Origin of the sequence: Rhodococcus sp. GXMU-t2271 (assembly GCF_041414735.1) — a bacterium.
In the GTDB taxonomy this organism is placed as follows: Bacteria; Actinomycetota; Actinomycetes; order Mycobacteriales; family Mycobacteriaceae; genus Rhodococcus; species Rhodococcus indonesiensis.
Genome location: NZ_JAUIZP010000059.1, coordinates 1 through 14,412, shown reverse-complemented (window position 1 = coordinate 14,412; position 14,412 = coordinate 1). Strand labels below are relative to the sequence as shown.

Genomic DNA, 14,412 nt, shown 5'->3' with positions numbered 1-14,412 from the left:
GGGCGGCGTCGTCATATTCTGCCGAATCCGAGACATCGTGCGACGAAATTTCGGCGGATCGCGCCGTTTGCACGTGCGGCGATTCGGCCGGTCGATACGCTCGGAATGCCGGAAAACGACAGGTCTGCTCGAGATCGGGAGCGTTGCCATGGCAAGAACCCACCACGGAAAGATCGCGGTCGACATTCGTGATTCCGTCCCGGATTGGGCGCCGTATCTGCCCGCGCAGGCGCCGGAGGGTGCCCCGAACGTTCTGATCATCGCCTGGGACGACGTCGGGTACGGCAGTATGGACATCTTCGGCGGCCCGATCGAGACCCCGACGATGCGGCGGATCGCGGACCGCGGCGTGAAGTACTCGAACTTCCACACCACCGCGCTGTGTTCCCCGACCCGGGCGTCGCTGCTGACCGGACGCAACGCGACGACCAACGGAATGGCGACCATCGCCGAATTGAGCTCCGGATTCCCCGGCATCAGCACCCACATCCCGTTCGAGAACGGGTTCGTCTCGGAGGTCCTGGCCGAGCGGGGGTGGAACACCTACTGCGTCGGCAAGTGGCACCTGACGCCGGGAGAAGAAATGAACATGTCGGCGGTCAAGAGCCGGTGGCCGCTGGGCCGCGGATTCGAGCGCTTCTACGGATTCCTCGGCGGCGAATCCAGCAGTTGGTACCCCGACCTGGTCTACGACAATCACCCGATCGAAGCGCCCGGAACGCCCGAGGACGGTTACCACCTGTCCAAGGACCTTGCGGACAAGGCGATCGAGTTCATCCGCGACGCCAAGACCATCGACCCCGACAAGCCGTTCTTCTTGTACCTGGCCCCGCAGGCCGGGCACGCCCCGCACCACGTGTTCACCGAATGGGCCGATCGGTACAAGGGCAGGTTCGACCAGGGCTACGAGGCCATCCGCGTCGAGATCCTGCAGCGGCAGAAGGACCTCGGGTTGTTGCCCGGGAACACCGAGCTGTCGCCGATCAATCCGCACGGGGAGCCGGCCACCACCGGGCCCGACGGTCAGCCGTGGCCGCTGCTCGACACCGTCCGGCCCTGGGACTCGCTCACCGCCGACGAGCAACGCCTGTTCGTCCGGATGGCCGAGGTCTTCGCCGGTTACATCTCCTACACGGACGACCAGCTCGGCCGGGTGATCGACATGCTCGAAGCGAGCGGTGAGCTCGACAACACCCTCGTCGTCGTGGTTTCCGACAACGGTGCCAGCGGGGAAGGAGGACCCAACGGATCGTTCAACGAATGGCGCTTCTTCAACGGGATCCCCGACACCACCGAGGGCACCCTGCCGCACCTCGACGAACTGGGCACACCGGCGTCGTACAACCACTACAACACCGGCTGGGCGTGGGCCTTCGACACCCCGTTTCCGTACTGGAAGCGCTGGGCCGGCTACGAAGGTGGAGTCGCCGACATGTGCGTGGTCTCGTGGCCGGCGCGGATCGAGGCCTCGGCCGAACCTCGCTCGCAGTACGTCCACGCCGTCGACGTCGTCCCGACGATCTACGAGCTGCTCGGCATCACCCCACCCGCGGTTCTGAAGGGATACACCCAGAGCCCACTCGAGGGAGAGAGCTTCGCGGCCTCCCTGACCGATCCCGCAGCACCGGGCAAGGACGTGCAGTTCTACACGATGCTGGGGCAGCGTTCGCTGTATCACGAAGGGTGGCTCGTCTGTTCCGTGCATCCGCCCCTGTCCGGGTGGGGGCACTTCGACAAGGACGTGTGGGAGCTGTACCACCTTGCGGAGGATCGAGCCCAACTGCACAATCTCGCAGACGCCGAACCCGAGCGGCTGGAAGCTCTGAAGAGCCTGTGGTTCTACTACGCGGGTCGTCACCACGGGCTACCGCTGGACGATCGCAGCGCCCTCGAACAGGTGCTCGCCGAACGTCCCCACCCGGGCAAGAAGCGCGACCACTATGTCTACTATCCGGACTGCGCGGACGTCCCGGAGGCGGCCGGCGTCGCCATCACCGGACGGTCCTACACGATCGTCGCCGGTGTGCACGTGGACTCGGCCGCTGCCGAGGGAGTCCTGTACGCCCACGGCGGTCTGGCCGGCGGCCACAGCCTGTACGTCAAGGACGGCCGTCTACGCTATGCCTTCAACTGGGTCGGCACGCACCTGCAGACCGTGGTCGCCGACCGGGACCTGACCCCCGGCGCTCACGTGTGCACCGCCGAATTCGCCGTATCGGGGAAGAACACCGATCCGGCAATGCCGGGTTTCGCCGGCACCCTGACTCTCTATGTCGACGATCAGCAGGTGGCCTCCGATGAGATCGTCACCCAGCCGGGGGCGTTCTGCCTCGTCGGTGACGGCATCTGCGTCGGGCGCGACAGCGCCTCGCCGGTCACCCCGGACTACGTGTCCCCGTTCCGCTTCACCGGAGGCACGATCGACAAGGTCGTCGTCGACGTCTCCGGCGAGCGCTACGTCGACCACGAGGCGCAGGTGCGGGCCTGGTTCTCGATCGATTGACCCGCGTCGCTCAGCGGCCACGGGAACTCGCCCTGCCAGGTGTCGGCGAGGTACCGCCCCTTCGGGGTGTCCTTCACGAAACGCCGGCCCTCGGCGACGGTGACCGGACGAATGTCCATCCGGAACCCGTCCACACCGACCTGGCCGACCGGACGCTCCTCGATGGAACTCCTCCGACCCAATCCAGAAGGTTCGGCCCGGAATCCAGGTCGTCTTCTTCGGTGCTCGACCCGTCGGCGCTGCCGGCTGCCGGCTTCGAGCATCCCGGGATCGGCTCGCTGCGAACCGATCTTCGGTAAACCGCGTAGGTCCCGGCCTATCGGACCTGCATCCCGGCCTGACCCGAGGAGGCCTGTCCCAGAGCCGTGGCCTTGAGCTGTTCGAACTCCGCCTGAGTGATCACTCCCGAGTCGTAGAGCGCCTTCGCATCGGCGATGTGCTCGGCGGGGGACTTTCCGGCGACCTGCCGGATGTACTCGTCGGTGGCCTGCTTGGTCTCCTGCTGGGCGCGCATCGACCGCTCCGCCATACCGCGGCCCCGGGCGATCAGATAGACGAAGGCGGTCAGGTACGGCAAGAGGACCAGCCCGATGACCCAGAGGGTTTTGGCGAAGCCGGACACGGTGTGATCGCGGAACAGGTCGACCAAGATCTGGAACAGCACGATCAGGTAGGCCACGAAGGCGAAGACGATGATCGTGTACCACACGTAATCCCAGAACGAATCCATGATGTGCACCTCCTGTGTGCGGACCCCGGGTGGGGCGGAGCTCCCGAGGACCCGGGCGACTCACATCGAGAATGACACCGCGACCGGCCTCTCCCCAGGGGAGAAAGACCCTCGATCCCACCGCCGGGCGGAGGCCCCGGATCCTTTTCGCGACCACCGAATCGAGCGGTGACCTTGTGCTCTACACCACTGGCCGTCGACGGCGGAACACTGTAGTCGAGCAACGCAGGAGTATCGAGATGAACGCAGAGCAGCCCCTGGCCCTCCGGTTGTGGCGCCGCGCTCCGTGGAGCGGCAATCCCCTGATGCGACGATCCGAGCGAGTGGAGTCCGCACTCGTCCTGGCCGTGGCACTGTTCGTGCTCGTTCTGATTCCGTTCGCCGCCGCCTACGGGACGGCGACCTACGCCCGGATCGGCGAGCTGGCGATGCAGGAGCATCAGCAACGGCACCAGGTGGCCGCGGTCCTTCTCGAGGAACCGGCACCTGCGCGAGCCGACGCACTGACGGACACCGCGACACGGGGTCCGGGCGACCCGGAGCGGGCGACCGCGCGGTGGACGACCGGGACCGGTGAAACACGCACGGGCAGGGTGGAGGTGCCCTTCGGTGCGAAGCCCGGCGAGACGATCGACATCTGGATCGACTCGAACGGCGATCCCGTCGCCGCGCCCAGAACGGGCTCGGACGGCGTCGTGGCCGGTATCGTTGCCGCGCTTACGGTGTGGGGGATGAGCTCCGGTGTCGCGCTGCTGCTCCTCTACGGAGTGCACCGGGTCGGTACGAGGCGGAGGATCTCGGCGCTGGATCGGGAGTGGAACGACGTCGGGAGGAGCCCGGGATGGTCGATGGGTTGACCGTCGGCGCGAAGCGGCATTCTCGATCTTCTTGCCGGGTAATATGTTGCGTCGGGAGGCCCGGATGAGCGACTGGGTGTGCCGGCTGATGATGCCGAAGGATTCCGGCGGCAGTCCGGCTCAACTGCATCTGGTGCTCCGCGACGATCTCACGGACGCGGAGGTGCTCGCCCACGTCCTCGGGCTGGTTCACGAGTTCTACGGTCCCCGCGTGCAGGTCGACGATCTGAGGCCCGAGTCCTGGGCGCAGCCCCGGTTCGCGTCCCGGCTCCGAAGCTCACCCGCCGGATGAGGAACGGAGGCGATACGGCAGGTCGTTTCACCGCAGATCATCGAGCGGGATCTCAGGGAAGGGGACGGGGCGTGTCCGAGGATGTGCGTGTCGGTCAGGGCGGTGCGGGCCACGGCAGCGTGAGCCGGGGCAGTACCGCCGAGAGGAGCGTCGGGCAGAAGATCGCGACGGGCATTTCGGTCGGTGCCGCCGTCGTTCTCGCCACCGTGGGAATTCTGCAACTGCTGCAGGGCATCGCGGCGGTCGCGGAGGACGAACTGTTCGTGGTGGGGCAGAAATACACGTTCGAGTTCGATCTCACGACGTGGGGTTGGATCCACATCGTCACCGGTGCCGTCCTCATAGTGGTAGGCGCTGCCCTCCTCACCGGGGCCACCTGGGGGCGGGTCGCGGCGATCGTCGTCGCAGCCCTGTCGATCCTGCTCAACTTCATGTGGTTGCCGTACTACCCGTGGTGGTCGATCCTGATCATCGCTCTCGACGTGGTGGTCATCTGGGCGGTATCGACCTGGGATCCACGGCTGGACTACTAGGTTCGCGTGAAGGCCGGACCGAGGTGATCGACCCGGGCCGTCCACCGATCGGCGGAATATCAAAGGGTGCAGAGGTTTCAATCCCCCTGGAGCGCTTCGTCCGCCGCCGTGTCACACCGAGTGGAATGAGATGACGATGGACAGCGAGCCTACGCGCAGCGGCACGGGCACCGCTCCGCTCGACACCGCCGAACGGGCCGAGCTGGAGCGGTTGCGGGCCGAGGTGGCCGCACTGCGGGCGCGGGCGGAGGCCGCGCCCGAGGCGCCCCCGCAGTCGCCCCCGCCCGTGTCGCGTCCGCCGCGGCACGGGCTGCGCTGGACTGCGGTAGCGATCCTGACCGTGCTGGTCGCTCTGCTGGCGATCACGTCGGTGACGGCGCGGTTCGTCCGCAGCGAAATCCTCGACACGGATCGGTACGTCACCACCGTGGCCCCGCTCGGTTCCGATCCCGCGGTGCAGACCGAGATCGCGGGCACGGTCACCGACGAGATCTTCGCGCGAGTCGATGTCGAAGGCCTCACGTCCGACGCGCTGACCGCCCTGACCGATGCCGTTCCGGCGACCGCGGACGCGCCCCGCGTGGACCGGGCGGTGGAGGGCCTCGCGCCGGTGATCGCCGGGCAGGCACGCAATTTCGTGTACGAGACGGTGCTGTCGCTGGTGCAGACCGACCAGTTCGAGGACCTGTGGATCCAGGCCAACCGAGCCGCCCACACCGGTCTGGTGGCAGTCGTCACCGGTGAGGGCGGGCCGTCCTCGGTGACGGTGGACGAGAGCGGCACGGTCAGCATCTCCCTCGGCACGATCATCGAGAACGTCAAGGCTCGTCTGTTGGACCGGGGATTCTCATTCGCCGAGAAGATCCCCGACATCGACAAGCAGTTCGTGCTGTTCCAGTCGCCGGAGCTCGTCAAGGCGCAACGGGCGGTCAGCGCCCTGAACACGGCGTCGGATGTGCTGCCGTGGCTCACGATCGCCGCCGCTGTGGCCGCGGTGGCCGTGGCTCCGCCCGGCCGTCGCCGTCGTGCCCTGGCGTTCGTCGGGACGGCACTGCTCGTGGGGATGCTGATCCTCGCGATCGCGCTGATCGTCGCCCGGTCCCTCTACCTCGGCGACATTCCCCCGGACGTGCTGTCCCCGGACGCTGCCTCGGCGATCGCCGACACGGTGCTGGTGCCGCTGCGGACCGCGCTGCGGGCGGTGGCGGTCCTCGGCCTGGTGATCGCGGTCGGGGCGTACCTGACCGGGGGATCGGCCTCCGCGGCAGCCGTCCGTCGTGGATTCGGGCGAGGCATGGACGCGGTGCAGCGGTCTCGTAAGCCGCGGCCACCGAACCAGGTGGAAGCCGGGGCCTACCGGGCCCGGACCGCGTTGCGGCTGGCGATCATCGGCGTCGCCGCCCTGATGCTGATGTTCTGGCGCTATCCGACCGGTCTCGTGGTCGTGTGGATCGTTCTCGGTGCCCTGCTGGCGTTGCTCGCGCTCGAGGTGCTGATCCGGCCGGCACGAACCTGGGACCAACCGACGGAGGACGTGGTGTCGGCACCGCCGACGGAGGACGTGGTGTCGGCACCGCCGACGGAGGGCGTGATGTCGGCACCGCCGACGGACGAACAACCGACGGAGAAACTCCCGGGCACGAAGACGGGGACGTGAGCCCGGTGGACGCCGTTCCCGGCGACCAGGTGCCGGCCTCGCGCCGATGGTGGGCGCGTGCGGCGTTCGCCGCCGTCCTCTGCGCTGTCGCCCTTCCGGTGATCGTCGCGGGCCTGCGCGGCGCCCTCGCGCTCCTGGCGGTGAGCGTGGCGGTGGCAGCGGTGACGGTCGCGGCCCTGTACTGGTTCCTCGCGACCCGGGGGCTGCTGCGTGCGCTGTCGCTGGGACTCGCGGTGGTCGCCCCCCTCGCCCTGCCCGTGCTGTTCGTGCGGGAGCGCGTGCTCTGGCTCGCGTTGGTGTCGGTCGCCCTGGTGCTGCTCGCCCTGGCGTGCGCGCGGGCGGCCCTGCGCCGCGACACAGAGCAGGGGATGCCCGAGTATCCGGCTCCGCCGGTCCACCGCCCGTTCCTGGTGATGAACCCCCGCTCGGGGGGTGGCAAGGTCGTGAAGTTCGACCTGCAACGCAAGGCCGAGGAACTCGGTGCCGAGGTGGCCCTGCTCGCCGGACCGGGCCCCGTCGACGTCGAGGCCCTGGCCCGGCAGGCGGTGGAGCGGGGCGCCGACCTGCTCGGCGTCGCCGGAGGTGACGGGACACAAGCCCTGGTGGCGGCGATCGCGGCCGAGCACGGACTGCCGTTCCTGGTGATCAGCGCCGGCACGCGGAACCACTTCGCGCTGGACCTGGGACTGGACCGGGAGGACCCGGCCGCGGGCCTGGACGCGCTGCGGGACGGGGTGGAACTCCGCGTCGATCTCGGCAGGATCGGGGGACGGGTGTTCGTGAACAACGCCTCGTTCGGTGTCTACGCCGACGTGGTGCAGAGCCCGGAATACCGGGACGACAAGGCCGGGACGGCCCTGCGGATGATGCCCGACCTGCTCGCCCGCGACAGCGCCACCCGGCTGCGGGCCCGCATCGACGGCGACACGACGGTGGAGGGCGCGCAGGCCGTCCTGGTGAGCAACGACCCGTACGCGACCGACGACCTCGCGGGGCTGGGACGCCGGCCCCGGCTGGATCGCGGGGTGCTCGGGGTGGTGACGATCTCGGTAGCCGGCGCGGGGCAGGCGGTCGACCTGCTGCGCCGCACGCACAGCCGGGGGCTGGTTCAGCGCGTGGCTACCGAGGTGATAGTCGACGCGGAAGCCCCGGAGATTCCGGTCGGGGTGGACGGGGAAGCGTTGATGCTGCCCACGCCTGTGCGATGCACCGTCGAACCGCAGGCGCTGCGGGTGCGGGTGCCCCGGCGCCGTCCGGGAACCCTGGTCTCGGCACCGACCTGGGACTGGGCGCGGCTCCGGGACCTGGCCTTCCGGCCTCAGCGCTCCTCGTCGGTCTCGTCGGGCTTGCGCTGACTCTCCCCGGGTCGTGTGCCCACCGGCACACGCGGCAGTGATCCGGTGCCGAACAGGGCGGCGACGGCGAGCAGCGCCGTGACGCCGAAGGCCACTTGGAGCGCCTCGAGGCGCGCGTCCGAGTTGACCTCGACGATCGCATCCGCGGTGGACTCGTCCACCCCGGCATCGGCCAACGCCCCCTCGAGCTGGGTGTCGGACAGGAACGGCACCCCGGCAGCCATGTCCGTGGTGGCCTGCTGCTGCACCGAGTCCGGTACCGCCGGGTTGTTCTCGATACCGGCGATGACAGAGGTGGTCAGGGTGGCGATGAGGATAGACCCGATCAGGGCGGTTCCCAGCGACGCGCCGAGATTGGTCGCCGTGTTCTGCAGACCGCCGACCTCGGCGCTCTGCGAGTCCGGCACCGCGGACACCGTGACCGCACCGAGCTGGGAGGCCAGCGCCCCCAGGCCGAGACCCATCAACAGCATCGGGATCGACACGACCGCCGCGCTGGCGCCGGGATCCATTCCACCCACGAGGAGGAGGATGCCGACGGCCATGGTCCCGAGACCGAGCCGGACGACGAGCCGGGGATTCGCGTGAGGTCGCAGCTTCGGGATGCCGACGGCCGCCAGGACCAGAGCGATCGACAGCGGAAGGATCCGCACGCCCGTCTCGAGCGCACTGAGTTCGAGGACCACCGACAGGAACAGGGGGACGGAGAAGAACACCCCGGCCTGGATGAGGAACTGGGCGAAGAACATGCTCAGCCCCCCGACGAGCTGGCTGTTCTTCAGCAGCGCGGGATCGACCAGCGGTTCGCCGCCCGACTTCGCCAGGTACGTCTCCCGGCGCAGGAACAGGTAGAGCACGAACAGGCCGCCGAGCAGCAGCCAGATGACGGGGGACAGACCCAGGATCTGCGGTCCGCCGGGTTTGGCCTGGATCCAGCCCCATTCGCTCGAGCGCAGCACGCCGTAGACGAACATTCCCAGGCCGGCCACCGACAGGAGCGAGCCGACGAGGTCGAGCCGGATCCGCTGGGGTGGAATGTCTTCCACGCGGCGCAGCGCGAGCAGGATCAGGACGACGATGACGACCTCACCGAAGAAGACGTAGCGCCAGGACGCGAACGTCGTCACCGCCCCACCGAGCAGCGGCCCCACCGCGACTGCCGCAGCGCCCGCGGCTGCCACCAGTCCGTAGGCGGCGGGACGGCGTTCGGCGGGGAAGTTCGCGGCGACAAGGGAGACGATCGCGGGCATGATCAGGGCCGCACCGATGCCCTCGAGCAGGGACCAGCCGATGAGCAGGACGGTGAGATTCGGTGCGATGCCGGTGACGAACGAGCCGGCACCGTAGATGATCAGGCCGAGCCCGAACGCACGGCGCCGGCCGAGAATGGTGCCGACCTTGCCGCCGGTGATCATCAGGGTCGCCATCACCAGCGTGTACAGGGTGATGGCGGTCTGAATGCCGGTGATGGTGGTGTTCACGTCCGCGGCCACGGTCGCCATCGACACGTTCATCACGGAGCTGTCGAGCGTCATCAGGAACTGGCCCGCAGCCAGCACCGCGAGCACCAGGGTGGAACCCGAGGCCGTCGCCGGCCCCTTCTGTGAACTCTCGAGACTCATGGCATCGACCTCTCGGGGCCCTCGGCACTGCTGCGTTCACGCAGGTTAGACCATCGCACGCTGCCGACGCACGGCTACAGGGCACAACGTCCCCGATCTCGGCTCCACCGGCTCGAGCGGCCGGAACCGCCGGATGTCGTTGCCCGCGGGGCCGACCACGGCGGCCGAGGACTCGGGCATCTCGTTCCATGCGCCCGGCAGATCGCGGAGCGGTTCGGACACGACGAACCGGGCGTCGATGCCCAGGCGATGGAACATCTCCACCGCGGGGTGCAGCTCGCGGAGCTCGGCGACCTCGGTGGAGGAGAACAGAGACCGGGTCCGGCCCTCCGTGGAGTAGCGGAACACCCAGATCGTGTCGCCGGCTGTGGTGGCCACGGTCATCTGTACGGGGTCGTCGATCCCGTGGTCGCGGGCGACCTTCTCGACCATCCCGACCGCGCGGCCGACCGCGGTGAACGGATCGTCCCGGAGACCGAATGTGAGAGCGAGGAAGAACAGCACCTCGGAGTCCGTGGTACCCGCGATGTCCGGGTACAGCGACGGATCCACAGCCATCATCAGTTCTCGTTTGATGTCCCGGAAGCCGAGGATCTCGCCGTTGTGCATCCACAGCCATTTCCCGTGCCGGAACGGGTGGCAGTTGCTGCGCTGCACCTGCGTGCCGGTCGAGGCGCGCACATGCGCGAACAGTAGCGGGGCGCGGATCTGCGCGGCGATCTCCCGCAGGTTGTGGTTGTTCCATGCCGGGTCGATGCTCTTGAACAGGGCTGGTTCGGAAACTGTTCCGTACCAGCAGATTCCGAATCCGTCACCATTGGTGGTGGCTCCGAGATGGGAGTGCAGGCTCTGGTCGATGAGCGAATGCTCGGGCTTGAACAGCAGGTCCTCCACGAGGATCGGCTCGCCCGAGTAGGCCATCCATCTGCACACCCGGTCATCGAATCACTCCACCGGCGCCGGTGCTCTGGTTTCCCGAGCTATTGTGTCGCTGGGGAATCCGTTGTCTCGAGGTCCAGCACCGAGCCGGTGGTGGCGCCCCCGTCGACGAGGAATTCGGAGCCGGTCGAGTAGGTGGCCTCGGTGACGACGAATCGCACCATCCGGGCCACCTCCTCGGGACTGCCGAAGCGGGGGATCGGCTGCGTGGCGGCGATGCCGCGGTCCATTCCCGCCGTCATCGGTGTGTCGATGGGGCCGGGGTGCACCGAGCACACCCGGACCCCGTCGGGGGCGAACTCGAGCGCGGCGGTTTTCGTCAGGCCGCGCAGGGCCCATTTGCTCGCCACGTAGGCGCCGAGGCCGGCGTAGCCGATGAGGCCGGCCGTCGAGGAGTCGTTGACGACGACCCCGCGCCCGCGACGCAACGCCGGGCCGGCGACGTGCATTCCCAGCCACTGGCCGACGAGATTGACCTGCAGCACGCGTTCGAACTCGACTCGGGTCTGCTCCTCGATGGTGCCGACGGCCAGGATGCCGGCGTTGTTGATCAACGCCCGCAACGGACCGATGGATTCGGCCACGGCGACCGCCTCCGACCATTGCGCTTCGTCGGTCACGTCGAGGTGCACGAACTTCGAGCCGTTGCCGAGTGTCGCGGCGTGGCGGGTGCCTTCGTCGTCGAGCACGTCGGCGACGACGACACCGGCGCCTTCACCGGCGAGGATCGTGGCGACGGCGGCGCCGATGCCGCGGCTGCCCCCGGTGACGAGGACCGAACCTCCGTCGAGTTCCGTCATGACCCCAACCCCTCGTGTGCCGATACCGTTGGTGCCGGGGTGCCGTTTCGGGCGATCTCGGATTCCGGTGGTCGTGCGCTGTCCGCGGCGCTCCGCGGCGGACCCGCCGTGGCGGCGGTGATCTCGCGGTCGAGGAACGTCTTCAGTTCGGAGATGGCGCTCATCATGGGGGCCGGGAACACCACGGTCGTGTTCTTCTCGACGCCCAGTTCCACCAGTGTCTGCAGGTTGCGCAACTGAAGGGCGAGCGGGTGGGCCAGCATCGTGTCGGATGCCTGTCCGAGGGCGGTCGCGGCGATCGACTCGCCCTCGGCGGCAATGATCTTGGCCCGCTTCTCCCGCTCCGCCTCGGCCTGCCGCGCCATGGCCCGCTTCATGCTGTCGGGCAGCTGGATGTCCTTCAGTTCCACCAGCGTCACCTCGACGCCCCATTCCAGAGTGGACACGTCGAGAAACTCGCGGATGTTCGCGTTGATCACGTTCGTCTCGGACAGTGCCTCGTCGAGCGTGTGCCGGCCGACGACCCTGCGCAGCGTGGTCTGGGCGATCTGATCGATCGCCGCTGCCACGTTCTCGATCGCGACGACCGACTTCACGGCATCGATGACCCGGAAGTACGCCACGGCAGAGATGTCGACACTGACGTTGTCGCGGGTGATGATGCCCTGGGACTGGATCGGCATCGTCACGATCCGCAGCGACACCTTCGTCAACCGGTCGACGAGAGGGATGATCAGATGCAGTCCGGGCTCCTTGACGCCGATGAGCCGGCCGAACCGGAACAGCACGCCCTTCTCGTACTGGGTCACCACATGCACGGCCTGCGACAGGACGAACAGCGCGACCATCAGGAGCACGCCGGCCAGGACGATCCACGCGGCCACGGCTCCTACTTCCGCATCGCTTCGCGGCTGTGGTTCCACGGTCCACCCCTGGGGCATCGCCGGAAAGGGTCGAAGGTCACCGTGCCGGGAACGGTGTCGGACGCGCAGCGCGGACCGGGCGGTACAGTGAAGCCTGTATACCCCCTTGGGTATGCCGAGCCTACGTGGAGGGAGTGTCGGGATGACATCGGCCGACTTCGTCGACGGAGTCGAGATGCTGTGGCGACCGGGCTGCCCGTTCTGCTCGAGGCTGCGCCGGGGCCTGCGCAGGCGCGGTATCGAGACCGCCGAGACCGACATCTGGCAGGACCGGACCGCCGCCGAACGGATCCGCGCGGTGACCGGCGGTGACGAGATCGTGCCGACCGTCTTCATCGGACCGGTCGCACTCGTCAATCCCTCTGTGCAAGAAGTCGAATCGGCGATCGAGCGGTATCTCCCCGGCCGGGTCGGCGAGCTGGTCGGGCCCCGGCCGACGACGCTGTGGTCCCGACTGTCCGAGACGTTCCGCAACCGGCCGCTCGAATCCCCGTCCCGACGATCGAAGGAGTCGTGATGTCCGAACATCCTCAGGACGAAGAACTCTGGGACGAGCGCTACCGCTCCCGCCCTACGCTGTGGAGCGGTGAGCCCAACCGTCACCTCGTGGGGGAGGCGGCCGATCTCGCACCCGGGCTCGCCCTCGACGTAGGCTGCGGCGAGGGCGCGGACGCCATCTGGCTCGCGCAGCGCGGCTGGCGCGTCGACGGCGTGGACGTCTCCGGCGTCGCCCTGCAACGCGCCGTCGAGCATGCGGAGCGGGCCGGCGCCGAGGTCGCCGGCCGCATCTCGTGGCTGCACGAGAACCTGACGGCCTGGGATCCGGGCCGAGGGCGGTACGACCTCGTCTCCGCGCAGTACATGCACCTGCCCCAGCCGGAACGTGATGTCCTCTTCCGGCGGCTCGGGGAGGCGGTCGCCCCCGGCGGCACGCTCCTGGTCGTCGGACACCATCCCTCCGACCTGCAGACCACCGTGCCGCGTCCGCCGCGACCCGAGTTGTTCTTCACGGGGGCGGACGTCGTGGCACTGCTCGATCCCGACGGCTGGGACGTCGTCACCGACACCGCCGTCGCGCGGCCGGCCACCGACCCGGACGGACGGGTCGTCACGGTGCACGACACCGTGGTCAGGGCCCGACGGCGCTGATCCCGTCGAACATCGTCACCGGGCGGTAGCCCTCAGTGTCACCGGGCGGTAGCCCTCAGTGTTGCCGGGCGGTAGCCCTCGGCGTTGCCGGCGGTAGCCCTCAGGCCAGTGCGAGGAAGAGGCGCTCGAGCTGCTCCTCGGTGAGCCGGTCGGGGCACGTGTCGTCCTCTTCGTCGAGCATGCATCGACGAAGCTGCGCGGCAACGATTTTGAAGCCGGCACGGTCGAGTGCCCGGGAGACGGCGGCGAGCTGGGTCACCACGTCCCGGCACTCGCGGCCGGATTCGAGCATGGCGATGACACCCGCGAGCTGCCCCTGGGCGCGGCGCAGCCGGTGCAGCACCTGGGTATCGGCTTCGGGGGTGACGGCGGTCCGGGCGACGGGGGCGGCGGGAGTGTTCATCGGTGTGCTTCCGGTAGGGGAGGGATTCGTTCGGATACCCCACGGGGTACTTGACATACCCTATGGGGTATGTGGCAGGGTTGTCCATAGCGAGGACGAAATCGACTCATACGGAGGAACCACGATGATTCTCGAGCAGTACTACATCGAGTGCCTGTCGCACGCGTCGTACCTGATCGGTGACGAGAGCACCGGCCGGGCGGTCGTGGTCGATCCGCGCCGCGATATCGGCGAGTACCTCGACGACGCCCGTAAGCACGGGCTGACCATCGAGGGTGTGATCAACACCCACTTCCACGCCGACTTCGTCTCCGGGCACCTGGAACTGGTGGAGGCGACCGGGGCGTGGATCGGGTTCGGTGAGGCCGCCGAGACCGACTACCCGATCCGCCGGCTGCGCGACGGCGAGCACCTCTCGCTCGGGGAGGTGGACCTCGAGATCCTGGCCACCCCGGGGCACACCTGGGAGTCGATCTCGGTGCTGGTGCGTGAGCATCCGGGGGCGACCCCGACGGCGGTGCTGACCGGGGATTCGCTGTTCATCGGGGACGTGGGCCGGCCGGATCTGGTGAACCTGGGGGAGTCGTCGACCGAGGATCTGGCCCGGGCGATGTACCACACGGTGCACGAGAAGCTGCTGACCCTGCCC

General features: G+C 68.5%; 15 protein-coding genes and 1 pseudogene. 9 read left to right on the top strand and 7 right to left on the bottom strand.

From position 1 onward, the window contains the following. Nucleotides 1-148 precede the first annotated feature (148 nt). Nucleotides 149-2,503 (top strand): arylsulfatase, encoded by a 2,355-nt coding sequence (locus tag QYS60_RS20810; protein ID WP_371384147.1) that lies wholly within the window; start codon nt 149-151, stop codon nt 2,501-2,503. Between the two features lie 65 nt (nt 2,504-2,568). On the opposite strand, the pseudogene QYS60_RS20805 reads toward QYS60_RS20810, so the two are convergent. Further along, nucleotides 2,569-2,707: pseudogene (locus tag QYS60_RS20805) on the bottom strand (SUMF1/EgtB/PvdO family nonheme iron enzyme); the annotation flags it as partial. 112 nt (nt 2,708-2,819) lie between these two features. Next, complete coding sequence (locus tag QYS60_RS20800; RefSeq protein ID WP_289379669.1) at nt 2,820-3,233, bottom strand: SHOCT domain-containing protein; 414 nt, start codon at nt 3,231-3,233, stop codon at nt 2,820-2,822. A 239-nt stretch (nt 3,234-3,472) separates the two neighbouring features. Between QYS60_RS20800 and QYS60_RS20795 the strand changes: the two genes are divergently transcribed. From QYS60_RS20795 to QYS60_RS20775, 5 genes are all read left to right on the top strand, one after another. Beyond that, nucleotides 3,473-4,090, top strand: a complete 618-nt coding sequence (locus QYS60_RS20795; RefSeq protein ID WP_289379667.1) for a hypothetical protein — start codon at nt 3,473-3,475, stop codon at nt 4,088-4,090. A 64-nt stretch (nt 4,091-4,154) separates the two neighbouring features. Continuing rightward, nucleotides 4,155-4,382 carry a hypothetical protein gene (locus QYS60_RS20790; RefSeq protein ID WP_289379664.1) on the top strand — a complete coding sequence of 76 codons (228 nt, stop codon included), beginning with the start codon at nt 4,155-4,157 and terminating at the stop codon, nt 4,380-4,382. A 71-nt stretch (nt 4,383-4,453) separates the two neighbouring features. After that, nucleotides 4,454-4,915 carry a hypothetical protein gene (locus QYS60_RS20785; protein ID WP_371384146.1) on the top strand — a complete coding sequence of 154 codons (462 nt, stop codon included), beginning with the start codon at nt 4,454-4,456 and terminating at the stop codon, nt 4,913-4,915. Nucleotides 4,916-5,045: 130 nt separating this feature from the next. After that, nucleotides 5,046-6,572, top strand: a complete 1,527-nt coding sequence (locus QYS60_RS20780) for a hypothetical protein (protein WP_371384145.1) — start codon at nt 5,046-5,048, stop codon at nt 6,570-6,572. Then, entirely contained in the window at nt 6,569-7,927 is a 1,359-nt protein-coding gene (locus tag QYS60_RS20775; RefSeq protein ID WP_371384144.1) for a diacylglycerol kinase family protein, read from the top strand. Before QYS60_RS20780 ends, QYS60_RS20775 begins: the two co-directional genes overlap by 4 nt. Here QYS60_RS20775 and QYS60_RS20770 read toward each other — a convergent pair. From QYS60_RS20770 to QYS60_RS20755, 4 genes are read right to left on the bottom strand one after another with little or no spacing between them, the layout of a single operon-like run. After that, the gene (locus QYS60_RS20770; protein ID WP_289379658.1) at nt 7,891-9,549 is read right to left on the bottom strand and encodes an MFS transporter; all 1,659 of its coding nucleotides are present in this window, start codon (nt 9,547-9,549) and stop codon (nt 7,891-7,893) included. The two genes, QYS60_RS20775 and QYS60_RS20770, sit on opposite strands and share 37 nt — an antisense overlap. A gap of 45 nt (nt 9,550-9,594) precedes the next feature. Further along, the gene (locus tag QYS60_RS20765; RefSeq protein WP_289379656.1) at nt 9,595-10,470 is read right to left on the bottom strand and encodes a class II glutamine amidotransferase; all 876 of its coding nucleotides are present in this window, start codon (nt 10,468-10,470) and stop codon (nt 9,595-9,597) included. Between the two features lie 59 nt (nt 10,471-10,529). Then, the gene (locus QYS60_RS20760) at nt 10,530-11,288 is read right to left on the bottom strand and encodes an SDR family oxidoreductase (protein ID WP_371384143.1); all 759 of its coding nucleotides are present in this window, start codon (nt 11,286-11,288) and stop codon (nt 10,530-10,532) included. Further along, entirely contained in the window at nt 11,285-12,172 is an 888-nt protein-coding gene (locus tag QYS60_RS20755; protein WP_289379653.1) for a slipin family protein, read from the bottom strand. The genes QYS60_RS20760 and QYS60_RS20755 overlap by 4 nt, the downstream gene beginning before the upstream one ends. A 181-nt stretch (nt 12,173-12,353) precedes the next feature. Here QYS60_RS20755 and QYS60_RS20750 point away from each other — a divergent pair, with 181 nt between their 5' ends. Beyond that, a complete protein-coding gene (locus QYS60_RS20750) occupies nt 12,354-12,728 on the top strand; it encodes a glutaredoxin domain-containing protein (protein WP_371384142.1) in 375 nt (124 codons plus the stop codon). Continuing rightward, nucleotides 12,728-13,360 carry a class I SAM-dependent methyltransferase gene (locus QYS60_RS20745; RefSeq protein WP_371384141.1) on the top strand — a complete coding sequence of 211 codons (633 nt, stop codon included), beginning with the start codon at nt 12,728-12,730 and terminating at the stop codon, nt 13,358-13,360. The genes QYS60_RS20750 and QYS60_RS20745 overlap by 1 nt, the downstream gene beginning before the upstream one ends. 100 nt (nt 13,361-13,460) lie before the next feature. On the opposite strand, the gene QYS60_RS20740 is transcribed toward QYS60_RS20745, so the two are convergent. Further along, entirely contained in the window at nt 13,461-13,763 is a 303-nt protein-coding gene (locus QYS60_RS20740) for a metal-sensitive transcriptional regulator (protein ID WP_003939454.1), read from the bottom strand. A gap of 124 nt (nt 13,764-13,887) precedes the next feature. On the opposite strand from QYS60_RS20740, the gene QYS60_RS20735 reads away from it, so the two are divergent. Further along, a partial coding sequence (locus QYS60_RS20735) for an MBL fold metallo-hydrolase (protein WP_371384140.1) occupies nt 13,888-14,412 on the top strand: 525 nt, incomplete at its 3' end.

Coding starts and splice junctions, on each gene's coding strand:
- QYS60_RS20810 (WP_371384147.1), top strand. CDS start 149: ATGGCAAGAACCCACCACGGAAAGATCGCGGTCGACATTCGTGATTCC.
- QYS60_RS20800 (WP_289379669.1), bottom strand. CDS start 3,233: ATGGATTCGTTCTGGGATTACGTGTGGTACACGATCATCGTCTTCGCC.
- QYS60_RS20795 (WP_289379667.1), top strand. CDS start 3,473: ATGAACGCAGAGCAGCCCCTGGCCCTCCGGTTGTGGCGCCGCGCTCCG.
- QYS60_RS20790 (WP_289379664.1), top strand. CDS start 4,155: ATGAGCGACTGGGTGTGCCGGCTGATGATGCCGAAGGATTCCGGCGGC.
- QYS60_RS20780 (WP_371384145.1), top strand. CDS start 5,046: ATGACGATGGACAGCGAGCCTACGCGCAGCGGCACGGGCACCGCTCCG.
- QYS60_RS20770 (WP_289379658.1), bottom strand. CDS start 9,549: ATGAGTCTCGAGAGTTCACAGAAGGGGCCGGCGACGGCCTCGGGTTCC.
- QYS60_RS20765 (WP_289379656.1), bottom strand. CDS start 10,470: ATGGCCTACTCGGGCGAGCCGATCCTCGTGGAGGACCTGCTGTTCAAG.
- QYS60_RS20760 (WP_371384143.1), bottom strand. CDS start 11,288: ATGACGGAACTCGACGGAGGTTCGGTCCTCGTCACCGGGGGCAGCCGC.
- QYS60_RS20750 (WP_371384142.1), top strand. CDS start 12,354: ATGACATCGGCCGACTTCGTCGACGGAGTCGAGATGCTGTGGCGACCG.
- QYS60_RS20745 (WP_371384141.1), top strand. CDS start 12,728: ATGTCCGAACATCCTCAGGACGAAGAACTCTGGGACGAGCGCTACCGC.
- QYS60_RS20740 (WP_003939454.1), bottom strand. CDS start 13,763: ATGAACACTCCCGCCGCCCCCGTCGCCCGGACCGCCGTCACCCCCGAA.